This window comes from Halomicronema sp. CCY15110 (assembly GCF_016888165.1).
Classification (GTDB): Bacteria; Cyanobacteriota; Cyanobacteriia; order Phormidesmidales; family Phormidesmidaceae; genus Halomicronema.
In genome coordinates this window covers 72,809-91,934 of record NZ_JACSWC010000299.1, presented here as the reverse complement: position 1 = coordinate 91,934, position 19,126 = coordinate 72,809, and the positions used below count along the sequence as shown (strand labels likewise).

Annotated in this window: 13 protein-coding genes and 1 tRNA gene; 10 read left to right on the top strand and 4 right to left on the bottom strand. The window is 56.6% G+C overall.

The features are described from left to right. Positions 1-7: 7 nt before the first annotated feature. The 3 genes from JUK32_RS13125 (at position 8) to JUK32_RS13115 (ending at position 3,177) form a co-directional block, all read left to right on the top strand. A complete protein-coding gene (locus JUK32_RS13125) occupies positions 8-1,858 on the top strand; it encodes a serine/threonine-protein kinase (RefSeq protein WP_204139303.1) in 1,851 nt (616 codons plus the stop codon). Between the two features lie 835 nt (positions 1,859-2,693). Further along, positions 2,694-2,984, top strand: a complete 291-nt coding sequence (locus JUK32_RS13120; protein ID WP_204139332.1) for an Npun_R1517 family heterocyst differentiation transcriptional regulator — start codon at positions 2,694-2,696, stop codon at positions 2,982-2,984. Between the two features lie 120 nt (positions 2,985-3,104). Beyond that, positions 3,105-3,177: transfer RNA gene (locus JUK32_RS13115), tRNA-Glu, on the top strand. A gap of 119 nt (positions 3,178-3,296) precedes the next feature. Here the strand turns inward: JUK32_RS13115 and JUK32_RS13110 are convergent. After that, a complete protein-coding gene (locus JUK32_RS13110; RefSeq protein WP_204139302.1) occupies positions 3,297-4,535 on the bottom strand; it encodes an S-layer homology domain-containing protein in 1,239 nt (412 codons plus the stop codon). A gap of 496 nt (positions 4,536-5,031) precedes the next feature. Between JUK32_RS13110 and JUK32_RS13105 the strand changes: the two genes are divergently transcribed. The 3 genes from JUK32_RS13105 to JUK32_RS13095 are packed head-to-tail and all read left to right on the top strand — an operon-like array spanning position 5,032 to position 7,316. Then, positions 5,032-5,724 carry a lysophospholipid acyltransferase family protein gene (locus JUK32_RS13105; protein ID WP_239112621.1) on the top strand — a complete coding sequence of 231 codons (693 nt, stop codon included), beginning with the start codon at positions 5,032-5,034 and terminating at the stop codon, positions 5,722-5,724. A 31-nt stretch (positions 5,725-5,755) separates the two neighbouring features. Next, a complete protein-coding gene (locus tag JUK32_RS13100) occupies positions 5,756-6,568 on the top strand; it encodes an alpha/beta fold hydrolase (RefSeq protein WP_204139300.1) in 813 nt (270 codons plus the stop codon). A gap of 13 nt (positions 6,569-6,581) precedes the next feature. Then, entirely contained in the window at positions 6,582-7,316 is a 735-nt protein-coding gene (locus tag JUK32_RS13095) for a MotA/TolQ/ExbB proton channel family protein (RefSeq protein WP_239112620.1), read from the top strand. Between the two features lie 270 nt (positions 7,317-7,586). On the opposite strand, the gene carB is transcribed toward JUK32_RS13095, so the two are convergent. Both carB and JUK32_RS13085 read right to left on the bottom strand, forming a co-directional pair. After that, on the bottom strand, positions 7,587-10,853 hold the full coding sequence (gene carB / locus JUK32_RS13090; protein ID WP_204139299.1) for a carbamoyl-phosphate synthase large subunit: 3,267 nt from the start codon (positions 10,851-10,853) through the stop codon (positions 7,587-7,589). A gap of 36 nt (positions 10,854-10,889) precedes the next feature. Continuing rightward, complete coding sequence (locus tag JUK32_RS13085) at positions 10,890-11,102, bottom strand: hypothetical protein (RefSeq protein WP_204139298.1); 213 nt, start codon at positions 11,100-11,102, stop codon at positions 10,890-10,892. 84 nt (positions 11,103-11,186) lie between these two features. Between JUK32_RS13085 and JUK32_RS13080 the strand changes: the two genes are divergently transcribed. Continuing rightward, positions 11,187-12,680, top strand: coding sequence for a TIR domain-containing protein (locus JUK32_RS13080; RefSeq protein WP_204139297.1), 1,494 nt, complete (start codon positions 11,187-11,189; stop codon positions 12,678-12,680). Positions 12,681-12,683: 3 nt separating this feature from the next. After that, the gene (locus JUK32_RS27530) at positions 12,684-14,801 is read left to right on the top strand and encodes an SPFH domain-containing protein (RefSeq protein WP_239112619.1); all 2,118 of its coding nucleotides are present in this window, start codon (positions 12,684-12,686) and stop codon (positions 14,799-14,801) included. Positions 14,802-14,936: 135 nt separating this feature from the next. Here JUK32_RS27530 and JUK32_RS13070 read toward each other — a convergent pair whose 3' ends face one another. Beyond that, a complete protein-coding gene (locus JUK32_RS13070; protein ID WP_204139296.1) occupies positions 14,937-16,616 on the bottom strand; it encodes a GMC oxidoreductase in 1,680 nt (559 codons plus the stop codon). Positions 16,617-17,032: 416 nt separating this feature from the next. On the opposite strand from JUK32_RS13070, the gene JUK32_RS13065 reads away from it, so the two are divergent. After that, entirely contained in the window at positions 17,033-18,058 is a 1,026-nt protein-coding gene (locus JUK32_RS13065; RefSeq protein ID WP_204139329.1) for an ATP-binding cassette domain-containing protein, read from the top strand. Positions 18,059-18,155: 97 nt separating this feature from the next. Beyond that, positions 18,156-19,076, top strand: coding sequence for an ABC transporter permease (locus JUK32_RS13060; RefSeq protein ID WP_204139295.1), 921 nt, complete (start codon positions 18,156-18,158; stop codon positions 19,074-19,076). Positions 19,077-19,126 lie beyond the last annotated feature (50 nt).

Below are 19,126 nucleotides of genomic sequence, written 5' to 3'. Positions count from 1 at the left end.
GCCATGCATGGCGCACACTGTCGTGGTCACCCTCTGCATCAATCCCCAATGCCCCCACCCGGAAAATGGGGACGATCGCGATCGCTGCCAGTCCTGCGGGGCGCGGTTGCGATTGGGTCAGCGCTTTCGGCCTGTGAAGGAACTGGGGCGGGGGGGCTTTGGGCGCACGTTTTTAGCGTGGGATGAAGGCGAGTCGCCGCCGCAGCAATGCGTGATCAAACAAATTGTGCGATCGCAGGGCAGCCGTGAGCGGGACTTGGCCGAGGCCAAACGCCTCGCCACGCTGGGACGACACCCCCAGATTCCTCAACTCATCGCCATTCTGGAATCGAGCCGCGACCTTTGTCTGGTGCAGTCCTACATCGCCGGACGCAATTTGGAGCAGGTCTTGCAGGCCGACGGAGTCTTTGATGAACCGCAGGTGCGATCGCTGCTGATGGCGCTGTTGCCCGTGCTGCAATTCATTCACCAACAGGGCATCATCCATCGCGACATCAAGCCCGAAAATATTTTGCTGCCTCCCGAGGGGCCGCCGATCCTCGTCGATTTTGGCGCTGCCCGCACCGCCCCCACTGCCACGGAACTGGAACGCACGGGCACTATTATCGGCAGCGCCGGTTACGCCGCCCCCGAGCAAGCCCTGGGCAAAGCCGTGCCCGCCAGCGATCTCTACGGCTTGGGCATCACTTGCCTGCATTTATTGACGGGGCAACATCCCTTTGATCTTTACTCCGTGGCGGCAGATCGGTGGGTGTGGCGTGACTTTGCGCCGACCCCCGTGGGCGAGGCCCTAGGGCGAGTGCTTGATCGCCTGGTGGCGCGATCGCTCCGCAGTCGTTACGCCACGGCTGACGCCGTTTTGGCAGAGCTGGCACCCGCCGGACTGGGGCCACCGCGATCGCGGCCCAACTCGCTGCTGGCCCCTCAGACAACCACCTGGCGCTGTACCCACACCTGGCCGACCCCAGGGCGCACGGTGAACGCCCTGGCCCTGAGTCCCGATGGTCGAGCCATAGCCACCGCCAACAGCGATCACACCGTACAGCTTTGGGATCGGCAAACTGGCGAAGTGCTACAAACCCTGGCCCCCCGGCTGGGCTTCGGCGCGGGTCACCGGGATGCCGTCACGGCAGTAGCGTTTCAGCCAGCGGGCGATCGCCTGATCACCGCTGGGCAAGACGGCCAGATTTTGCAATGGGATTTGACCACCTATCGATTGCAACAATCGTTGCGACAGCCCGGTGGGCAAATTACCGCGATCGCCCTCACCCCCGATGGCAAAACGTTGGCGGTGGCTGATGTCGCCGGCCGCATCTCGCTTTGGGATCTGAACCAGGGAACCCGCAGCTTCGATCTCAGGCGTCATGCGGGCCGAGTCAACGATCTCGCGCTGAGTCCCGACGGCACGCGCCTGGCCAGTGTGGGCGAAGCGGGCACCTTGAGACTGTGGGCACTCCCCAGCGGTCAATTACTGCATACTTGGACGGCCAAAGCCCCGCTACGAGCGGTGACCCTGAGCGCCAGCGACCCCGCCCTCATCACCGGCGATCGCACCGGGCGCGTCGTGGTGTGGTCGCTCCTCGATTTTGGGCAGCACGCAGAACTCGAACGATGTCAGGATGCCGTCAGCGCGATCGCCCTCAGTGCGGATGAAACCTGGCTGGCGATCGGCAGTCGCGATGGCACCATTCGCCTCTGGCAATGGGCCTCGGCCAACCGCCACCGGGTCACAGTGCTGCATCACGGCTGGACGATCAGTGATTTGCGATTCGCGCCGGATGGCCAGACCCTGTTCAGCACCGCCGCCGATGAAACCGTCCGCTGGTGGCAAGTCTCATCCACTAATCCAGCAAACTAATGGTCTATCCGCTGTCAAATACTGGATTCGCAAGATCGGTTGAGTGATGCAGCAAAGTCAGGCAACCGCTGAACCTAAAGGATTCTTAAGCAACGCCCGTCTTTCACCACTGGGAGCATTGAGGCGTCAATCTCCTCAAAATCGGCAGTTTCAGAAGATATGTCAGGACATCCGAAGCTCTCAGATGAGACTTACCTGGGCTTTCTGTATCTCCTAATGATGAATGTCCCCTGGGGCCGCATGCAGTGATTACCTTTGCCGCATCGATAACTGCACCAACTACATTTCCCGGTCACCGACTGCTATCCAATCGTAGGTGCGAGATTCTACTGAGATTTTAGAGTGATCGATTTCAAGCTACTACCCACCCCGTTGCTAGTGTAAATGCTGATGCACTGAAACTATTTACACGAAATCTGTTTCAGTACTTCGATTTAATCAAGCCTTTGTGTGTGAAAAAACTGAGAAGGTGGACTTGATTTAAGTCTTTTTGCGGATAAATGGGGCTGATTCGACGCCATTATCATACCCATTTCATGGGTGAGATGAGGGGTGGCTAGATAACCCCCAAGACTCCTTCTTGTAAAGAGTTTTGGTCATTTTGAACTGGTTTCATCAGTGTATTCTGGGAGATCAGACGTTTGTTTAAAGCTAATAGAAAGGGAATTTATTAATCCAGTAAAATCGCCATCCCAATGCGCCCTTTTCCAGAAAAAATTGGTTCTATGGAGTTAAGCACTTAGGCGATGCCCTCATCAAACGCGAATAGGCTGAATAACGATGAGGCATTCCGTCCATAAAGTCACTACTGTTCTGATTAAGCGGCATGACAAAGATGAAACTCTGTTCCACAAATGTGCATTCGGCAGTCCAACCATCGACGCCGCAGGTGGGAATCTATGAGTGTGAGGTAACACTTAAGTTTCGCCTGATTGAAGAGGAACTGGCTCAGTGCGATCGCGATCAGCTTTTGCAGATTCTCATCGATGCGTACTCCTACGGCAGCGATAACTATCTTGAACCCTTGCATGCTGATGTCAAGGTAAACGAAGTGACTGAGCTGGAAGCTTCCCCCGAAATGCGCCGTCAGGTCATCAGGCTACGCAATGCTAGCGGTTTGAAGTAACATATACCCTGGGCTGAGAGACCTGGTTTTACCTGGCTTTAGATAGTCGGTCTGAGCTCAGCTTATTTGTTTGACACGGGTACAGCATTTGTTTATATTGATCAGTGTCGAACAACACAGGCCCCCATCGTCTAGAGGCCTAGGACACCTCCCTTTCACGGAGGCGACGGGGATTCGAATTCCCCTGGGGGTATAAAAGCATTAAACCTCTGAGACTTTGAAACTGTCTCAGAGGTTTTGTTTTGGGGCTCGATTGGAAAAGCGTTAGCGGGCGATCAGGGAGATTCCTGGCAGCCCGCTATCGTTGTCGGTCTACTGCGCCGATAATGTCAGCGGTGCATTCAATACCAAGCTTAGATCTTCGCTGGGGTTAACTGTGATCACCTCAATTTGATCCCGCCCCAGTAAGCGGGCAATGGTGGCTCCAGTGGCAGTGCCGGCCAATACTTCCAAGGTCTCGACGCGCTGATCACCCGTGAGGCCCGCGATCGCAGCGGCAGCCCCGGAGCCAATGGCAGCCCCCAAGAGGGTTTCGCCCAGGGTGGCCCCCCGGCTAATGGTTTCGGTAGTGGTGACCGTTTGTGAGGTGGCGTTCAAGGTGAAGCGATCGCCCTCTGGGAGCACGAGTTCTTGCGCCACAAACTGGGTGCCTTCGCCACTGGGCCGCAGTTCTCCGACAATCTGACTCCCGACGGGAATCAAAATGTTGCCACTGGTATTGGTCACTGCTTGGGTCACCTCAAGCGTTAAGTCGGTGGTTTCTTCGGGCAGCACCACAACGGTGTCACTTTCTTCGTAACTTACGCTGAGGACTGTACCCGCTGGAACGGTTGAGTCATTCACCACGATGGACTGTCCCACAATGTAAGGCGAGTCGATCATCGCGACCTGACCTTGGCTCGCAAGTGCTTGATAGATAAAGGCAGCGACATCGGCGCGGGTGGCCGTTTGATTGGGCTGGAGTGCTTGCAGGTCGGGATAATTCACCACCATGCGCTGCTCAGTAGCGGCGGCGATGCTAGTAACGGCATAGTCAGGAATCTGGGCGGCATCGCGATAAATCTGCACGCTGTTGGTATTGGTCGCGGTGTAATTCAGGCCATTCGCCAGAGAAACGAGGACTTGGGCCCGAGGAATGTTCAGATTGGGTCGGAATTCGTTGCCGGGATAGCCGGATAGAAAACCCATCATATTGGCCTCACGGATGGCCTCAGTGGCCCAGTAGCCAGCAGGCACATCCACAAAAGTGGTCGCACCCCGCACTGAAGACTGGTTGAAGGCTTGGCGCAGCATCGCTGCATATTGAGCCCGCGTGACGGGGGCTTCGGGGCGGAAGGTGCCATCGGGGAAGCCAGCAATGATGTCTTGGGCAGCCAAACTCACGATAAATTCACTGGCCCAGTGCCCTGATGGCACATCGCTAAATTGAACCTGGGTTTGTGTTTGAGCTACCACAGGGGCAGCGGTGATGGTGGGCACAATTGTCCCAACGCCTAAGCCCAAAGCTAACAACAAAGCGGTTCCGGACTGCCAACGAAAAGCATTAGACATAGAAAAACTCCGAAGACGAGAAAAAAGAATGAACACAGGGGTGGAAGATGCATGGCGCGATCGCGAATTTGCTCGATGGGAAGTCAGCGATAAAATCACTTAGAACAGCCGCGTTGACGGCACGGGGGTGGTTGCCGCGATCGCGAGTGGCTCTACCGTCGCCGATATCGAGAAGGGGGAACTCAGGCAACCTTGATCGCCGGTCGTCGGCATCAATCGGCCAGTCCTCGTGACTACGATTAGCGCCATTACTCAACCAAAAGACTAGAAAACCAGTTGGGAAGTTCCCCAGACTATGCTCACAGTGTGGGAAACTCAGTGCGGGGAACGATAGCTCACGTTCAACATTGATCCCTTCAAGGCAGTCGTGATATCTGTCTTGCGATGCACCAGCAGGCGACGCGAAAATTGCTACATTAAGGAATGTAAACGACGCTATAAGGTTTGTGGGCTCTTAATGACCGCTCTCTCTATACCAACTGTTCCTTTTTTAGAGATGCCTGGGCCATTGGATTTATCCCGAGGCGTGGTTCACTTGACGGGCGTTAAGCTGACGGTGTCGGGGCAGCGCAACATTCCCGAAGGGGTTCCCACACTGGTCGTTAGCAATCACCGCAGTGCTCTTGACGTCCCCATCTTAATGGCCGGGTTAGATCGCTCCATTGGGTTTGTATGCCATCAATATATGGAGCACGTTCCGGGGTTGCGGGACATGGTGCATCAGTTTGGTGCTTTTCCGTTAGATACGCCGCGACGCTTTTTTCGGCAGGGATATCGGCGCTTGCGGCAGCGAGAAATGATTGGCATCTTTCCCGAAGGGGCACAGTCGATGGTGCAGTTGCACTCGCCTCGGCAGTTGCAGCCGTTTCATCGGGGATTTGCGCATTTGGCGTTGCGAGTCCCGGTGGAGCCGTTGGCGCTGCTGCCTGTGGCCCTCGTGTCTGACGAGATGGGCTTTGAGTCACCGATTCCCCTCCGGTTATTGGGATTATTCGACCCGAGTGAGCCGATGTTTCAGCGTGAGGGCGGGCATCCGCTGGTGTTTTACCGCCAGGTAGAAGTCCGGGTGGGTGAGCCGATTTGGGTGACACCCCGCGATCGCGAACAGTATCAAGGTCGGCAAGGGACACAACATGCCCAGACCCTGACTGATCGCTGCTGGTCGGCGGTTCACGGTTTATTGCAGTGATAGTTTGCTTTAGCGATGCTCTCTGAGGTTAATGAAGTCATCCGTTACGCCTAGTTTATTTGCGCCTGTTTTGCCTCAACTCGACAAGCCGCTACTGTTGCTGCTGCCGGGGCTCGATGGCACGGGTCAGCTCTTTGTTTCTCAGGTGCAGACATTGGCGCACGATTTTGATGTGCGGTGTTTGACGATTCCCCCAGACAACCGTCAAGACTGGTCTGCGTTGGCGCAAGCGGTGATTCACTTAATGCAAGAAGCGGGAGGCGATCGCCCCATCTATGTCTGCGGCGAGTCCTTTGGCGGTTGTTTGGCCTTGCAGGTGGCGCTGATGGCTCCGGCTCGCTTGACCCATCTGGTGCTAATCAATCCAGCTTCGGCCCTGGGCCGCTCGGCGTGGATGCGATGGCTGACGCAATATACCAGCACTATTCCCGAGTGGTTATTTCAAACTTCCGGGGCGGTTGCCCTGCCGCTGTTAGCCAATTTAGACCGTATTAGCCAGGATAAGCGGGACTTGTTTGTTCGCACTGTGCGACCCATTTCGCAAGCCTGTGTGGCTTGGCGGATCAATCTACTCAATCGCTTTGAGGTGAACCGGGAGGCGTTAACGCGGCTGCACGTGCCGACTAGCCTGCTGGCGAGCGGGCGCGATCGCCTGTTGCCCTCCCCTGCCGAAGCACAGTTGCTGCAACAAGCGCTGCCCCAGGCCCAGATTTACGCCCTGCCAGAGAGCGGGCATGTGTGCTTGTTAGAAGATGCGGTGAATTTACGTCAGTGCCTCAAGGCGTTGAATGTGTTGCCCGTGTCCGACAGTGCGACATCGATGGCTGGCCTCCCATCCCGCTAGGGGGGCGAGGCCGATGAGGGGCGTTGCGATCGCCCCTGATATCGCTATGATGATGGGCGGCATTTACCGATGGCAGAGCGTGGATATTACCAACACGTTGTGGGACAGTTGGGTCACCATCCCGTTGTTAGCGACATCCCTCGTGGCGATGACGCTGATTTTCGAGCGGCTGTGGTTTTGGCAGCGCATTGGCAAACGCCAGCGCCAACTGATCCGTACGGTATTGGAAACCTACGGACAGCAGCCCCAAATTGTGGTGACGCACCTGAAAAAAAATACGGATCTGCCCTTGGCTCGCATCTTTTTGGCGGCGCTGACCCTGCCCAACGCCACCCCCGAAGAATTTCGGCTGGCGCTGGAGAGTGCCGCCCAGGGAGAACTGCCGCTGCTGCAACGGTTTGCCACGGCGTTCAACACCATTGTGGGCATTGCCCCGCTGCTGGGTTTGCTGGGCACGATTTTGGGGTTGGTGCAGGCGCTCTCTGCCCTGGAGTTGGGCGGTGCCGGTGGGGATAGCTCGTTGGCGGTGATTGCCGGCATTGGGGAAGCGCTGTTGACCACGGCGGTGGGGCTGGTCATCGCGATCGCCACCCTCATTTTTGCCAACTATTTTCAGAGCCAATATCGCCGCCAGCGAGCCTTCATACAAGAGGCGGGGGGGCAGTTAGAGCTGTTATATCGGCGATCGCAACGTTCGAAAATGACCTTACCTCGCGATCGTGCCTACCCAACTCCGCCTTACCCTTAGGGAGTGGCGAGAGGGAGCAGCGAGAAAACCACATGCCGGTTGTGGGAAGTGAATGGGTAGCTGGGTGGTTGGGTAGCTGGGCCGATGAGTATGGAGACTGTTCCTGGTCAGGCGTCAGAACTTTGCGGCTGAGCTTTTGTCTAGGCGCTGTAAACCCTTTGCTAAGGAATGAGAATTTAATCAGTTGGAACAGCCGTCTCGGCTGTCCCCAGGCAGGCAAGATGCCTGCCCTAACAATCTGGATGTTATTTGCTCCTCATTCCTGAGGCTTTACAAATAGTCTTGCAAAGCTTTGACGCTGAGGGACTCGTTTTGCAGCGATCGCAGAGCCGCCGCTGTGGCGCGAGCCGCCGCGATGGTAGTGATGGTCGGGACTTTGTAGGCGAGTGCTGTGCGCCGAATTTCATGATCATCCTGCTGGGCTTTATCGCCCAGCGGCGTGTTAATGATGAGCTGAATTTGCCCATTTTTGATTTGGTCAACGACGTGGGGGCGGCCTTCGTGAACTTTGAGGACAGTAGCCACCGTCAGGCCATGATTTTGCAGCACGGCCTGAGTGCCGCTGGTCGCCAACAGCTGAAAGCCGAGATCAGCCAAATCCTTGGCAATGGGCACCACGGCTTCTTTGTCGCGATCGTTCATCGAGAGAAAGACCGTCCCCTGCTGCGGTAGCTTTTGGTTGGCCCCCAGTTCGGCCTTGGCAAAAGCTTTGCCAAAGTCCACATCAATGCCCATGACTTCCCCGGTAGAACGCATTTCTGGGCCCAGGATGGTGTCGGTGCCGAGGAAGCGATCGAAGGGCAGCACCGCTTCTTTAACCGAAATATGTTGGGGAATGACTTCCTTGGTGACGCTTAGCTCGGCCAGGGTTTTGCCCGACATGACCTGTACGGCAATTTTGGCCAGCGGTACCCCCGTGGCCTTGGAGACGAAAGGCACGGTCCGCGAAGCGCGGGGATTCGCTTCGAGTATGTAGACTTGCTCGCCTTTGACTGCAAATTGAATGTTCATCAACCCGATGACTTGCAAGCGCTGAGCGAGTTTGACTGTCCACTCGCGGATGGTGGCGAGGGCGGCGTCGGGCAGGGTGATGGTGGGTAGGGAGCAGGCGGAGTCGCCGGAGTGAATCCCGGCTTGCTCGATGTGTTCCATAATGCCGCCAATGACCACGTCGCCGGTGGCATCGGCGATCGCATCCACATCGACTTCCACGGCTTCTTCTAAAAACTTGTCAACCAGAATGGGATGATCGGGCTCAACCTGCACGGCATAGGTCATGTAGTGTTCGAGCTCGCGATCGGAGTAGACGATCTCCATCGCCCGACCCCCGAGGACGTAGCTGGGCCGCACCACCACGGGATAGTCGATTTTGCGAGCAATCTGGAGGGCTTCGGCGGTGCTGCGGGCAATGCCGTTGGCGGGCTGCAAGATCGCCAACTCGTGCAAAATTTGCTCAAAACGCTCGCGATCTTCTGCCGTGTCGATGGAGTCGGGGGAGGTGCCCCAAATTTGGGTGACGGGGTGGGTGGCTGGCTGGGTGTCGGCGGCGGCGATGGCGGCTTGGTTTTGCAGATACTCTTGCAGCGGCACGGCCAGTTTCAGCGGGGTTTGACCGCCAAACTGGATGATGATGCCTTCGGGATGTTCGGCTTCGATAATATTCAGCACGTCCTCTTTGGTCAGGGGCTCAAAGTAGAGGCGATCGCTGGTGTCGTAGTCGGTGGAAACCGTCTCGGGGTTGGAGTTGACCATAATGGTCTCGAAGTCGTCGTCTTGCAGTGCAAAGGACGCGTGGCAGCAGCAGTAGTCAAACTCGATGCCCTGGCCAATGCGATTGGGGCCACCACCGAGAATCATGACTTTACGGCGATCGCTGGGCTGTACTTCGGTCTCTTCCTCGTAAGTGGAGTAGTAGTAGGGGGTGTAGGCTTCAAATTCGGCGGCGCAGGTGTCTACAGTTTTGTAGACGGGATTCACCCCGAGGCCTTGTCGCAGGGCGCGCACGGCATCTTCGGTGGTGTTTTTGGCAAAGGCAATCTGGCGATCGCTAAAGCCTTGCTGCTTGAGGCGATACATTTGTGGCGCTGTCAAGGTCTTGAGGTCGTGACGCTTGAGCCATTTTTCGGTGGCGAGCAGATCCGCCAGCTTGTGCAAAAACCAGGGATCAATGCCCGTCAACGAGTAGATTTCGCTAATGTCGATGCCCAGCTGCAGGGCGTGGCGCACGGAAAAGATGCGATCGGGGCTGGGGGTGCGCAAGCGCGATCGCAGGGTCGAGAGATTGGGCAAGGTTTCGCGGCGATCGCAGCCCCAACCCGCGCGGCCCGTTTCTAGCGATCGAAACGCCTTTTGGAAAGATTCCTGAAAGGTGCGGCCAATCGCCATCGCTTCCCCAACCGACTTCATCTGCGTCGTCAGCACCGCCTGGGTGCCGGGGAATTTTTCGAACGCAAACCGGGGGATTTTGGTCACCACATAGTCAATGGTGGGCTCAAAACTGGCCGGGGTTTTTTGGGTAATGTCGTTGTTGATTTCATCCAGCGAATAACCAACGGCCAGCTTGGCGGCAAACTTGGCAATGGGGAAACCCGTGGCTTTAGAGGCCAGCGCCGAACTGCGAGACACGCGCGGGTTCATCTCAATCACGATGAACTCGCCATTGGTGGGGTTCACCGCGAACTGAATGTTGGAGCCCCCGGTTTCCACGCCAATTTCCCGGATGATGCGAATGGACGCATCGCGCAGTCGCTGGTATTCCTTGTCAGTCAGGGTTTGAGCCGGGGCCACGGTGATGGAATCGCCGGTATGTACCCCCATGGGGTCAAGGTTTTCGATGGAGCAGATGATCACGACGTTATCGGCTAGATCGCGCATCACCTCTAGTTCGTACTCTTTCCAACCGAGGAGGGATTGCTCGATGATGATTTGCGACACGGGGCTGGCATCCAGTCCGGATTGGGCAATCCGTTCGAGTTCTTCCTGGTTGTAGGCGATGCCGCCGCCCGCCCCGCCCATGGTGAAGGCGGGTCGAATAATGAGGGGAAAAGAGTTGATGTGCTTGGCCACCTCTTTGGCGTCGCTGAGGGTTTCGGCCAGCCCCGAAGGGCACACCGCCACGCCGATTTTTTCCATCGCATCTTTGAAGAGCTTGCGGTCTTCGGCCTTTTCGATCGCTTCCAGCTTGGCCCCAATTAGCTCGACGCCGTAGCGATCGAGCACCCCACTTCTGGCCAAATCTACGGCAATGTTGAGGGCGGTCTGGCCGCCCATGGTGGGCAACATGGCGTCGGGGCGTTCCTGCTCGATGACCTTCGCCACAAACTCTGGCGTTAGCGGCTCAATGTAGGTGCGATCGGCGGTCTCGGGGTCGGTCATGATCGTGGCCGGATTGGAGTTCACCAGCACCACTTCGTAGCCTTCTTCGCGCAGCGCTTTGCAAGCCTGAGTCCCGGAATAGTCAAATTCGCAGGCTTGACCAATCACAATCGGGCCAGAACCAATTAGGAGAATTTTTTTCAGGTCTTCGCGGCGCGGCATAGGCTTTTCCTAACCAAGGCAGGATACAGATCCAAATCATTCTATCGGCTGTTGTTGATCCCCAACGACCTGATCCAAATTTGCTTGGGATTGGTGGGGCGATCGCCAGCGAAATGGCCATGACCCACTCAGTAAACCGCTGGCATCCATGCTGAGCGCCCCCTGTCGTCGTCGGATACCGATCGCTGGCCGGGGAGAAGCCAGGCGGCCAGGGGTAAACCCGACAAAATTATTTGGTGACTCAAGCAATTCTTGTTATTTTCAATGGGAATGACGTCATCCCCATCGCGATCGTCGTGTTTCTCAACTGAGCCCCTCTGAGTTAGCTGCCATATGACTTTCGCGCAGGATGTCTTTATCAGCTTCACCCACATTGATAACCAATCGTTAAACCCCGACGAAGCGGGTTGGATATCCGCCTTCCACAAAGCCTTGGAGATTCGTTTGTCGCAGCTGCGGGGCAAAGAATCGCGAATTTGGCGCGATCGCCGACTCTGGGGCAACGAAGATCTCGATGAGGCCATTTTTGAGGCCCTCACTCAGTCGGCACTGCTGGTGTCGGTGCTGTCGCCGCGCTATTTGCAATCGGACTGGTGTATGAGAGAGCTCCAGGGGTTTTGTCAGGCGGCGGATCAGCAGGGCGGCTTGCGGGCCGGAGAGACCAAAACACGGTTGTTTAAGGTGATCAAAACTTACCTGCCCATCGAGCAGCACCCAGCGGTGGTGGCAAATTTCTTGGGGTATGAATTTTACGAAATTGATGATGCCGGTCGGCCCCAAGAGTTTGACCGGGTCTATGGGCCAGAGCAGGAGCGGAAGTTTTACGCCAAGTTGAATGACTTAGCCTACGACATTCATCAAACCCTGGACATTCTCGATGCTCAGCTCGGGCCGCCGGCCCTGGCGGCACCTTTGCTGGGAGCGGTGCCCGCTGACCGCAAGGTGATTTATCTGGCCGACACCACCCCCGATTTGCAAGTCGATCGCGAGTGCATTCGGCGGGAGTTAGAACAGGCGGGCCATCAGGTGCTGCCGGATCAGCCGTTGCCCAGTGAGCCGGGGGCGTTTGCGCAAACAGTGTGTGAAGCGCTGACCCGCGCCCACTTGTCGGTGCATCTGCTGAGTCCCAACCCGAGTCAGCCACCGGCGGGGCAGTCGCCCACTCAGGAACAGATTTATCGCCAGTTGGCGACCCTGCGCACCCGAGACCAGGTGGCGCTAGCGGCCCAATGTGGGCAAGGACGGTCCGACTTTTCGCGGTTGCTGTGGCTGCCCCCCGATACCGATGCCATCACCCCGGATGACTTCGTGACCGAACTCCAGAGCGACCCCGATTTTATCCGCACCAATGTGGAAGCGTTGAAAGATATCATCTATACCCGCTTGACGCCGCCGGTGGCGCGGCCCCTGGACCGGGCCCCCGATGGCCGCGTGCAGATTTATTTGGACTGCGATGAGCGCGATCTAGACAATCCGGCAATTGAGCCGCTGTATGAGTGGTTAGAGCAGCATTTTCAGGTGATGCTGCCGGACTACGAGCAGGGCACCCTCAGCCGCTCGGAGGCGTTGATTCAGCAGTGTGAGGCGGTGCTAATTTACTACGGCGAGGCCAGTGCCCTGTGGCTCAAGCGTCGCCTGAATGCCTTGAAAAAGACGCTGTACGGTCGCTCGAAACCGTTGCTGGCAAAGGCGGTGTATGTGGCGGCCCCCGGCAAGCAAAAGTTTTCTGATCCAGAGGTGTTAATGATTCCTGGCGATCAGGGCTTTCAGCCCACGCTGTTGGCCGAGTTTGTCGCTTCGTTAGGCCATGCCGGAGGGTCAGTATAACCGATGGTAGTCACACCTAATCGCACCAATCCCTTCCCCGGTCTGCGGCCCTTTGAACTGGATGAGGAACATCTGTTTTTTGGCCGCGAAGGGCAGTCTGACGAGCTCATCCGGCGCCTGCATCGTACCCGCTTTTTGGGAGTGGTCGGCACCTCTGGCAGTGGCAAATCTTCCCTGGTGCGGGCGGGGTTGCTGCCCTCGCTTTACAGCGGCTTTTTGCCGGGAGCCACCTCTAGCTGGCGCATCGCCGTGTTGCGGCCGGGCAGTGCGCCGATGTACAAGTTGGCCACGGCGTTGAACGATCCTGATGTGTTTGGGGTGTCAGCAGCTCATGATGAAGCCGTGATTCGCCGAGCCCTGACGGAGAGTACCCTGCGGCGGGGCAGCCTGGGCCTGGTGGAGGTAACCCAGCAAGCTCGCCTGGCCCCAGATGAAAGCCTGCTAGTCGTGGTCGACCAGTTTGAGGAACTGTTTCGGTTTAAAGCGCAGGCGGCGGCCGGGGGCCATTACTTAGAGGCGGAAGATGAGGCGGCCGCCTTTGTGAAGCTGCTGCTCGCCGCGGTGAACCAGCGGACGGTGCCGATTTTTGTGGTGCTGACCATGCGATCGGACTTTTTGGGCGACTGTGCCCAGTTTCGTGACCTGCCGGAAACCCTGAACGATAGCCAGTATCTGATTCCTCGACTGACGCGGGATCAGTTGCGGCGAGCCATTGAGGGGCCAGTGGCGGTGGGCGGCGCGACCATTACGCCGCGCCTGGTAAATCGGTTGCTGAACGACACCGGGGATAACCCCGATCAGTTGCCGATTTTGCAGCATGCCCTCATGCGCACCTGGGACCACTGGGAAGATCAGCACACTCCAGACGTCCCGCTGGATCTGGAACATTACGAGGAGATCGGCGGCATGGCCCAGGCCCTCTCTCTTCATGCCGATCAAATTTATCTGAGCTTCTCTAATCAGGAATCTCGGAAAATAATTGAAACAATCTTTAAGAGATTAACAGAACGTGGTGTTGATAATCGAGAAATCCGTCGCCCTTGTTCTGTGGCAGAACTCGGTTCAGTCACTAGAAAAAACAAATCAGAGCTTATTCCGATCATTAATCGTTTTCGAGAGCGAGGTGTTTCGTATCTAATGCCACCTTTAGTCAACGATCTGCAGGAAGACACCATCATTGATATTTCACAAGAAAGCCTCATGCGTATTTGGGGCCGTCTTCAGAGTTGGATGGATGAAGAAGCTGAGGCAGCACGAGACTATATACGTTTGTCAGATCGTGCCCAAGCATATGAAGAAGGAAAGGCTGCCCTCATGAGAGATCTTGACTTGAAAATAGCACTTAATTGGAAAAGAAAATACGAGAATAATTTTGTTTGGGCAGAAAGATATACTAAGAATTTTGTTCAAGTTATCGAATTCATTAAAAAGAGCGCAGATCAAAATACGGAAGCAGAAAATTCACGGAGAAAAACTAATAATACGTTATTCCTTAAAAAATGGATAATTCCATATGTGATCATTGGCTTTTTTGCTTTTATCCTTCTTTACGCCACTCCAAATGCGGCCATGGCTCCCTCTCTATTTCCCATCTTAGCCCTCATAGTCATTGGTGGCTACACAGTTGGTGCTATAAGAATAGTCAATCAGAGCAATCAAGCATTAGTCGAGCGCTTGGGCCGATACCACAGAAAGCTTAGACCAGGTCTAAATTTCATAGTTCCTTTTTTAGACACGATTGTCTGGGAAGAAAGTATTCGGGAACGCATGCTAGATGTGCTGCCACTTTCAATTACTACACATGACAACTTTCCGTTGGATATCGACGCTGTAGTGTATTGGAAAATCATGGATCTAGAGCGTACTTACTACGAAATTGAAAATGTTAGTGATGCCATTCGTGAGGTGGTCGTCGCGGCATTGAGATCGGAAATCGGCAAAATATCTTTGTCGCACGTCTTCGGTAGTAGGAATGAATTGAATCAAGCACTGTTAGATATTCTTGATGAAGCTACTGAACCGTGGGGAGTCAAAGTCACTAGGGTTGAAGTTCAAGATATATCACCTTCGACATACGTATCGGGCACGATGCAGGAGCAGGCGCGCAAGCTATTGAGCTAAGGGTAAGGGAAAAAATAGCACAGTCAATTTGAGTAGCTGTGCGCTGCTTCGTTTGAAGTCTGTTGGATTTTCAGTAACACTTCTGGGCCAAGCCACCTTCACAGGGCGTCTGAAATCGGTCATCAGGGCAGGGTTTCAGCCAGCCAGTTGTAGGGCCAACCCGTGGCGGAGCTTTTGGGTGACGCGATCGCAGGCCCGCGCCGTGATCGCCATTTCCGTCAGGGTGGGACTCTGCCACCCCGACGAGGTCCAACAGGCGCCGTCGGTGACCAGCACGTTCGGCGCTTCCCAACATTGGTTATCGGCATTCACCACCGAGTTTTGGGGCGAGGTGCCCATGCGCGCGCCGCCGACTTCGTGGATGTAGTAGCCGGGGGGGCCAGCGGGGGTAAGGCTTTTCTCCACCCGCCGCATCAACGGGGCCACGGCGGGCATGTGATACAGGTCCGTCAGCGCATAGCACTGCCCCCCAGCCGCCTCCACCGTGGCCTGAATTTCTTGCCGCATGTGGGCCACCATTTGCTGCTCGTTATCCGACCAGGCACAGTCGATATGAGCGGCGGGAATGCCCCAAGCGTCTACGACATCGGGGCTGAGGCTAACGCGATTTTCGGCCTGGGGCAGCACTTCGCCATGGCCGATCATAAAGCCGATCGCCCCTTCGCCCACTTTCTGTAAAACAGAAGGCACCGCAATGCGCTGGATGCCGCCCCACAGACCATAGCCTCGCAAAAATGACTCACTTTGCGAGTTGTCCAAATTGCAAAAGCGCGGGATAAAAAAGCTTTCACTGCCCGAGAGGGGCAACGGCTCCGGTGGCATGGGCACCCCCGGCAACCAGAAAAACTGCGTTGCGGAAATATGATCCATCAGGTAGCGCCCCAGCAGATCCGCGTCGTTCGCCAAGCCGTGGGGCTGATGCTCAGCGGTGGAATGCAGCAAAATTCGCACCGTCTCGATCGCGGAGGCACAGAGCATCACCACCCGTCCCCGCACTTCATGGGTCTCATGGGTCAGGCGGTCAATGAAGGCGACCCCGCTGGCGTGATGACTGTCAGCATCAAACGTCAGGTGACTGACGATCGCATTGGGCCGCAGCTCCACATTGCCCGTGGCCAGGGCAGTTTTCAGCGAGGAGCCGGGACTTGCCGCCCGTGACCAGGGCTGTTCGGGGGTCGGATGATGGAGGGCAAAGCCGCGCGAGTGGATCAGTTGGCGATCGGCCCAGTGTTGACTGACCAGACTTTGTAAGTCGGCTTCGGCAGGGGTGAACGGGGCGGGGGGGCGATAATCGCCATCGGGCAACTGCGACAGCCCATCGCGCTGGCCCTGCACTTGAAAATATTTCTCCAACTGGCTGTAGTAAGGCGCGAGGTCGGCCTGGGCGATCGGCCAGTCTTCCCCAAATCCGTCCCGCTGCGCCGCTTTGAATTCATAGTCCGACAGTCGTAGGGTGATGCCACCCCAGGTGTGGCTGCGCCCCCCGACCTGCCGTCCCCGAATCCAATAAAACGGTTTGTGCTCGGGAGTGGTGTAGGGGTGCTCCCGCTCATCCACAAAAAAGTCGGGATTCGCCTTCCAATAGCCGGGGTGGGTCGCCTGGTGGGTGTGCTTTTGGCTCGCAATGTTGATGACCCGCCGCGCCGTATCGCGAACGGGATGATGGGGATCGCGCTGGGGATCAATATCCCGCCCCGCTTCCAGCACGAGCACCCGCAAGCCGCGCTCGCCCAATTCTTTGGCCGCAACGCCGCCGTTGGCCCCCGATCCCACCACGATCGCATCGTAGGGTTCTGCCGTTTTATAGATATGCATCTCCCTGTCTCCTGCTCAAGTTAATTCGCCGACGATCACCCCGCAGACTGGGATGCGGAGGAAAAAACAGGGGTAGCGCGATCGTTCATTCGTCTTACATGATCTGTTGAGTGCTCAACTCAGCATAAATCCTATTGGGAGGGCTCAAGGGTCGCTTTGCTGAATGTGTAAAGTTGTCCATGGCGCGGCAGCGACACTGGTAGCGCTCACCCCTGCGGTTGGGCAACGCTGGAGTGGTTAGCCCGACCACCTCAACCATTCATGATGTTCCAATCAGGGGGGGCGAATCCTTGGCCGCTTGGCTTTCGCGACCTTGAGCGCTCCTGACTGGTGCCGTCAACGCTGAAACAGAACGGCTGACTTCGGTAGAATAGGCTGTGTAACGTAACCTTGCAGTGGAACCAATGGGTGAGCCTATGCCGCCAGCGGTGTTAGTCGAAGGATTAAAAAAGTGCTACGGCGATGTCGCAGCCGTCAGGGACGTCTCGTTCACCATCGAGCCCGGAGAAATCTTCGGGTTGCTAGGGCCGAACGGTGCGGGTAAAACCACGACCATTCGTTGCCTCTGCACGTTGAGCACTCCCGATGCGGGCAAGGTCGAAATCAGTGGCGACTCGGTGCTCGACAACCCACCTTTGGCCCGTCAACGGCTGGGCTACATCGCTCAAGATGTGGCGTTGGATAAGGTGTTGACCGGGCGCGAACTGCTGCAACTGCAAGCAGCGCTATATCATATGCCGGCCAAAGTGGCCCGCGATCGCATTGCGCAAATGATCGACCTGCTAGAGCTGACCGACTGGGCCGATAAAAAGTCGGGCACCTACTCCGGTGGTCTGAAAAAGCGGTTGGATTTAGCCATGGGGCTGCTCCATCAGCCCGATGTGCTCGTGCTGGACGAACCCACCGTCGGGTTGGATATCGAAACCCGTTCGGCAGTTTGGCAATTTTTACGCCAGTTGCGCGAGGCGGGCACCACCGTTCTGCTCACCAGCCATTATTTAGAAGAGGTGGACGCCTTATCCGATCGCGTCGCCATTATCGACCAGGGCAAAGTCATTGCCGTCGGTACCCCGAGTGAGTTGAAAGACCGGGTGGGGGGCGATCGCATTACCCTGCGCATTCGCGAATTCACCCCCGATGCGGAAGCCGACCAGGCCAAAACCCTGCTGCAGGACCTCTCTTGCGTGGAAGAGGTGATCGTCAACGAAGCCCAGGGTAACTCCCTGAATCTGGTCGTCACCGCCCAATCCGATGCCTTGATGACCGTGCAGCAGGCGTTGAAAGAGGCCAGCTTACCCATGTTTGGCATTTCTCAGTCGCGGCCCAGTTTGGATGATGTGTATCTGGCCGCTACGGGCCGCACCCTGATGGATGCCGAAATTGCCGCCGCCGGCCGCCGTGACCTCAAAGCGGAACGCAAACAGGCCATGAAAGGCAGCTAACGATCTCGCCCCTGGCCGCTAACGCCCCGCTAAGATACAGGCAGATGGCGGACAGTATTGACAATCGACGACTTCACCCCAAGTTTTAGAGACTCCTATGAGCACCACTCTGACCCCTAAACCCCAATCGTCGCTGGATAATCCCGAATTGCGGCAGTGGAAGGCGCAGCGCCGCGATGAGGCCCCGACGGCGACTCCTGGCTTATTTTCTCCCGAGTTTTGGCAAGAGACGGGTGCTATGACGCGGCGGCTGTTCATTCAGCTCCAGCGCCGCCCGTCCACCTTGGTGGCGGGCGTCGTGCAACCCGTCATGTGGCTGATTCTGTTTGGGGCCTTGTTTCAAAATGTGCCCGAGGGCTTGTTCGGCGAGAGTCGCAACTATGGGCAGTTTTTGGGCGCTGGCATCATCGTATTTACCGCGTTTGGCGGCGCGTTGAATGCCGGTCTGCCCGTCATGTTTGACCGGGAGTTTGGCTTTTTGAATCGGTTCTTAGTCGCCCCGTTGGCTTCTCGCTACTCCATTGTGGCGGCGTCAGCCATCTTTATTGCCGCCATGAGCATGGTGCAAACGGCGGCGATTATTGGCTTGAGTGCGGTTCTGGGGGCGGGCCTGCCCGATCCCGCTGGGTTGGCGTTGGTGGTGCTCATTGTGCTGACCCTGGTGTTGGGCGTCACGGCGTTGAGCCTCGGTTTGTCCTTTGCCCTACCGGGACACATCGAGTTGATTGCCGTGATCTTTGTGACCAACCTACCGCTGCTGTTTTCCAGCACGGCGTTGGTGCCGCTTTCCTTTATGCCACCGTGGTTGCAGGTGGTGGCTAGCTTGAACCCGCTCAGTTATGCGATCGAGCCGATTCGGTATATCTATTTGCACCCAGGCAACTGGGGCCTCGGTAGCGTCGTCATGAATGCGCCCTTTGGCGGCGTCACCATGGCGGTGGCGCTGGCAGTGTTAATCGGCTTTTGCGGTATGTCGCTGGCACTTATCCAGCCTTTGCTACGTCGTAGAATCGCATAAGGCGGGCGATCGCCCGACAAAATTCTTTGTTAAGGTAGGGCGTAGGTCGT

Coding starts and splice junctions, on each gene's coding strand:
- carB (WP_204139299.1), bottom strand. CDS start 10,853: ATGCCGCGCCGCGAAGACCTGAAAAAAATTCTCCTAATTGGTTCTGGC.
- JUK32_RS13080 (WP_204139297.1), top strand. CDS start 11,187: ATGACTTTCGCGCAGGATGTCTTTATCAGCTTCACCCACATTGATAAC.
- JUK32_RS13120 (WP_204139332.1), top strand. CDS start 2,694: ATGAAACTCTGTTCCACAAATGTGCATTCGGCAGTCCAACCATCGACG.
- JUK32_RS13100 (WP_204139300.1), top strand. CDS start 5,756: ATGAAGTCATCCGTTACGCCTAGTTTATTTGCGCCTGTTTTGCCTCAA.
- JUK32_RS13095 (WP_239112620.1), top strand. CDS start 6,582: ATGAGGGGCGTTGCGATCGCCCCTGATATCGCTATGATGATGGGCGGC.
- JUK32_RS13065 (WP_204139329.1), top strand. CDS start 17,033: ATGCCGCCAGCGGTGTTAGTCGAAGGATTAAAAAAGTGCTACGGCGAT.
- JUK32_RS13125 (WP_204139303.1), top strand. CDS start 8: ATGGCGCACACTGTCGTGGTCACCCTCTGCATCAATCCCCAATGCCCC.
- JUK32_RS27530 (WP_239112619.1), top strand. CDS start 12,684: ATGGTAGTCACACCTAATCGCACCAATCCCTTCCCCGGTCTGCGGCCC.
- JUK32_RS13070 (WP_204139296.1), bottom strand. CDS start 16,616: ATGCATATCTATAAAACGGCAGAACCCTACGATGCGATCGTGGTGGGA.
- JUK32_RS13110 (WP_204139302.1), bottom strand. CDS start 4,535: ATGTCTAATGCTTTTCGTTGGCAGTCCGGAACCGCTTTGTTGTTAGCT.
- JUK32_RS13060 (WP_204139295.1), top strand. CDS start 18,156: ATGAGCACCACTCTGACCCCTAAACCCCAATCGTCGCTGGATAATCCC.
- JUK32_RS13105 (WP_239112621.1), top strand. CDS start 5,032: ATGCCTGGGCCATTGGATTTATCCCGAGGCGTGGTTCACTTGACGGGC.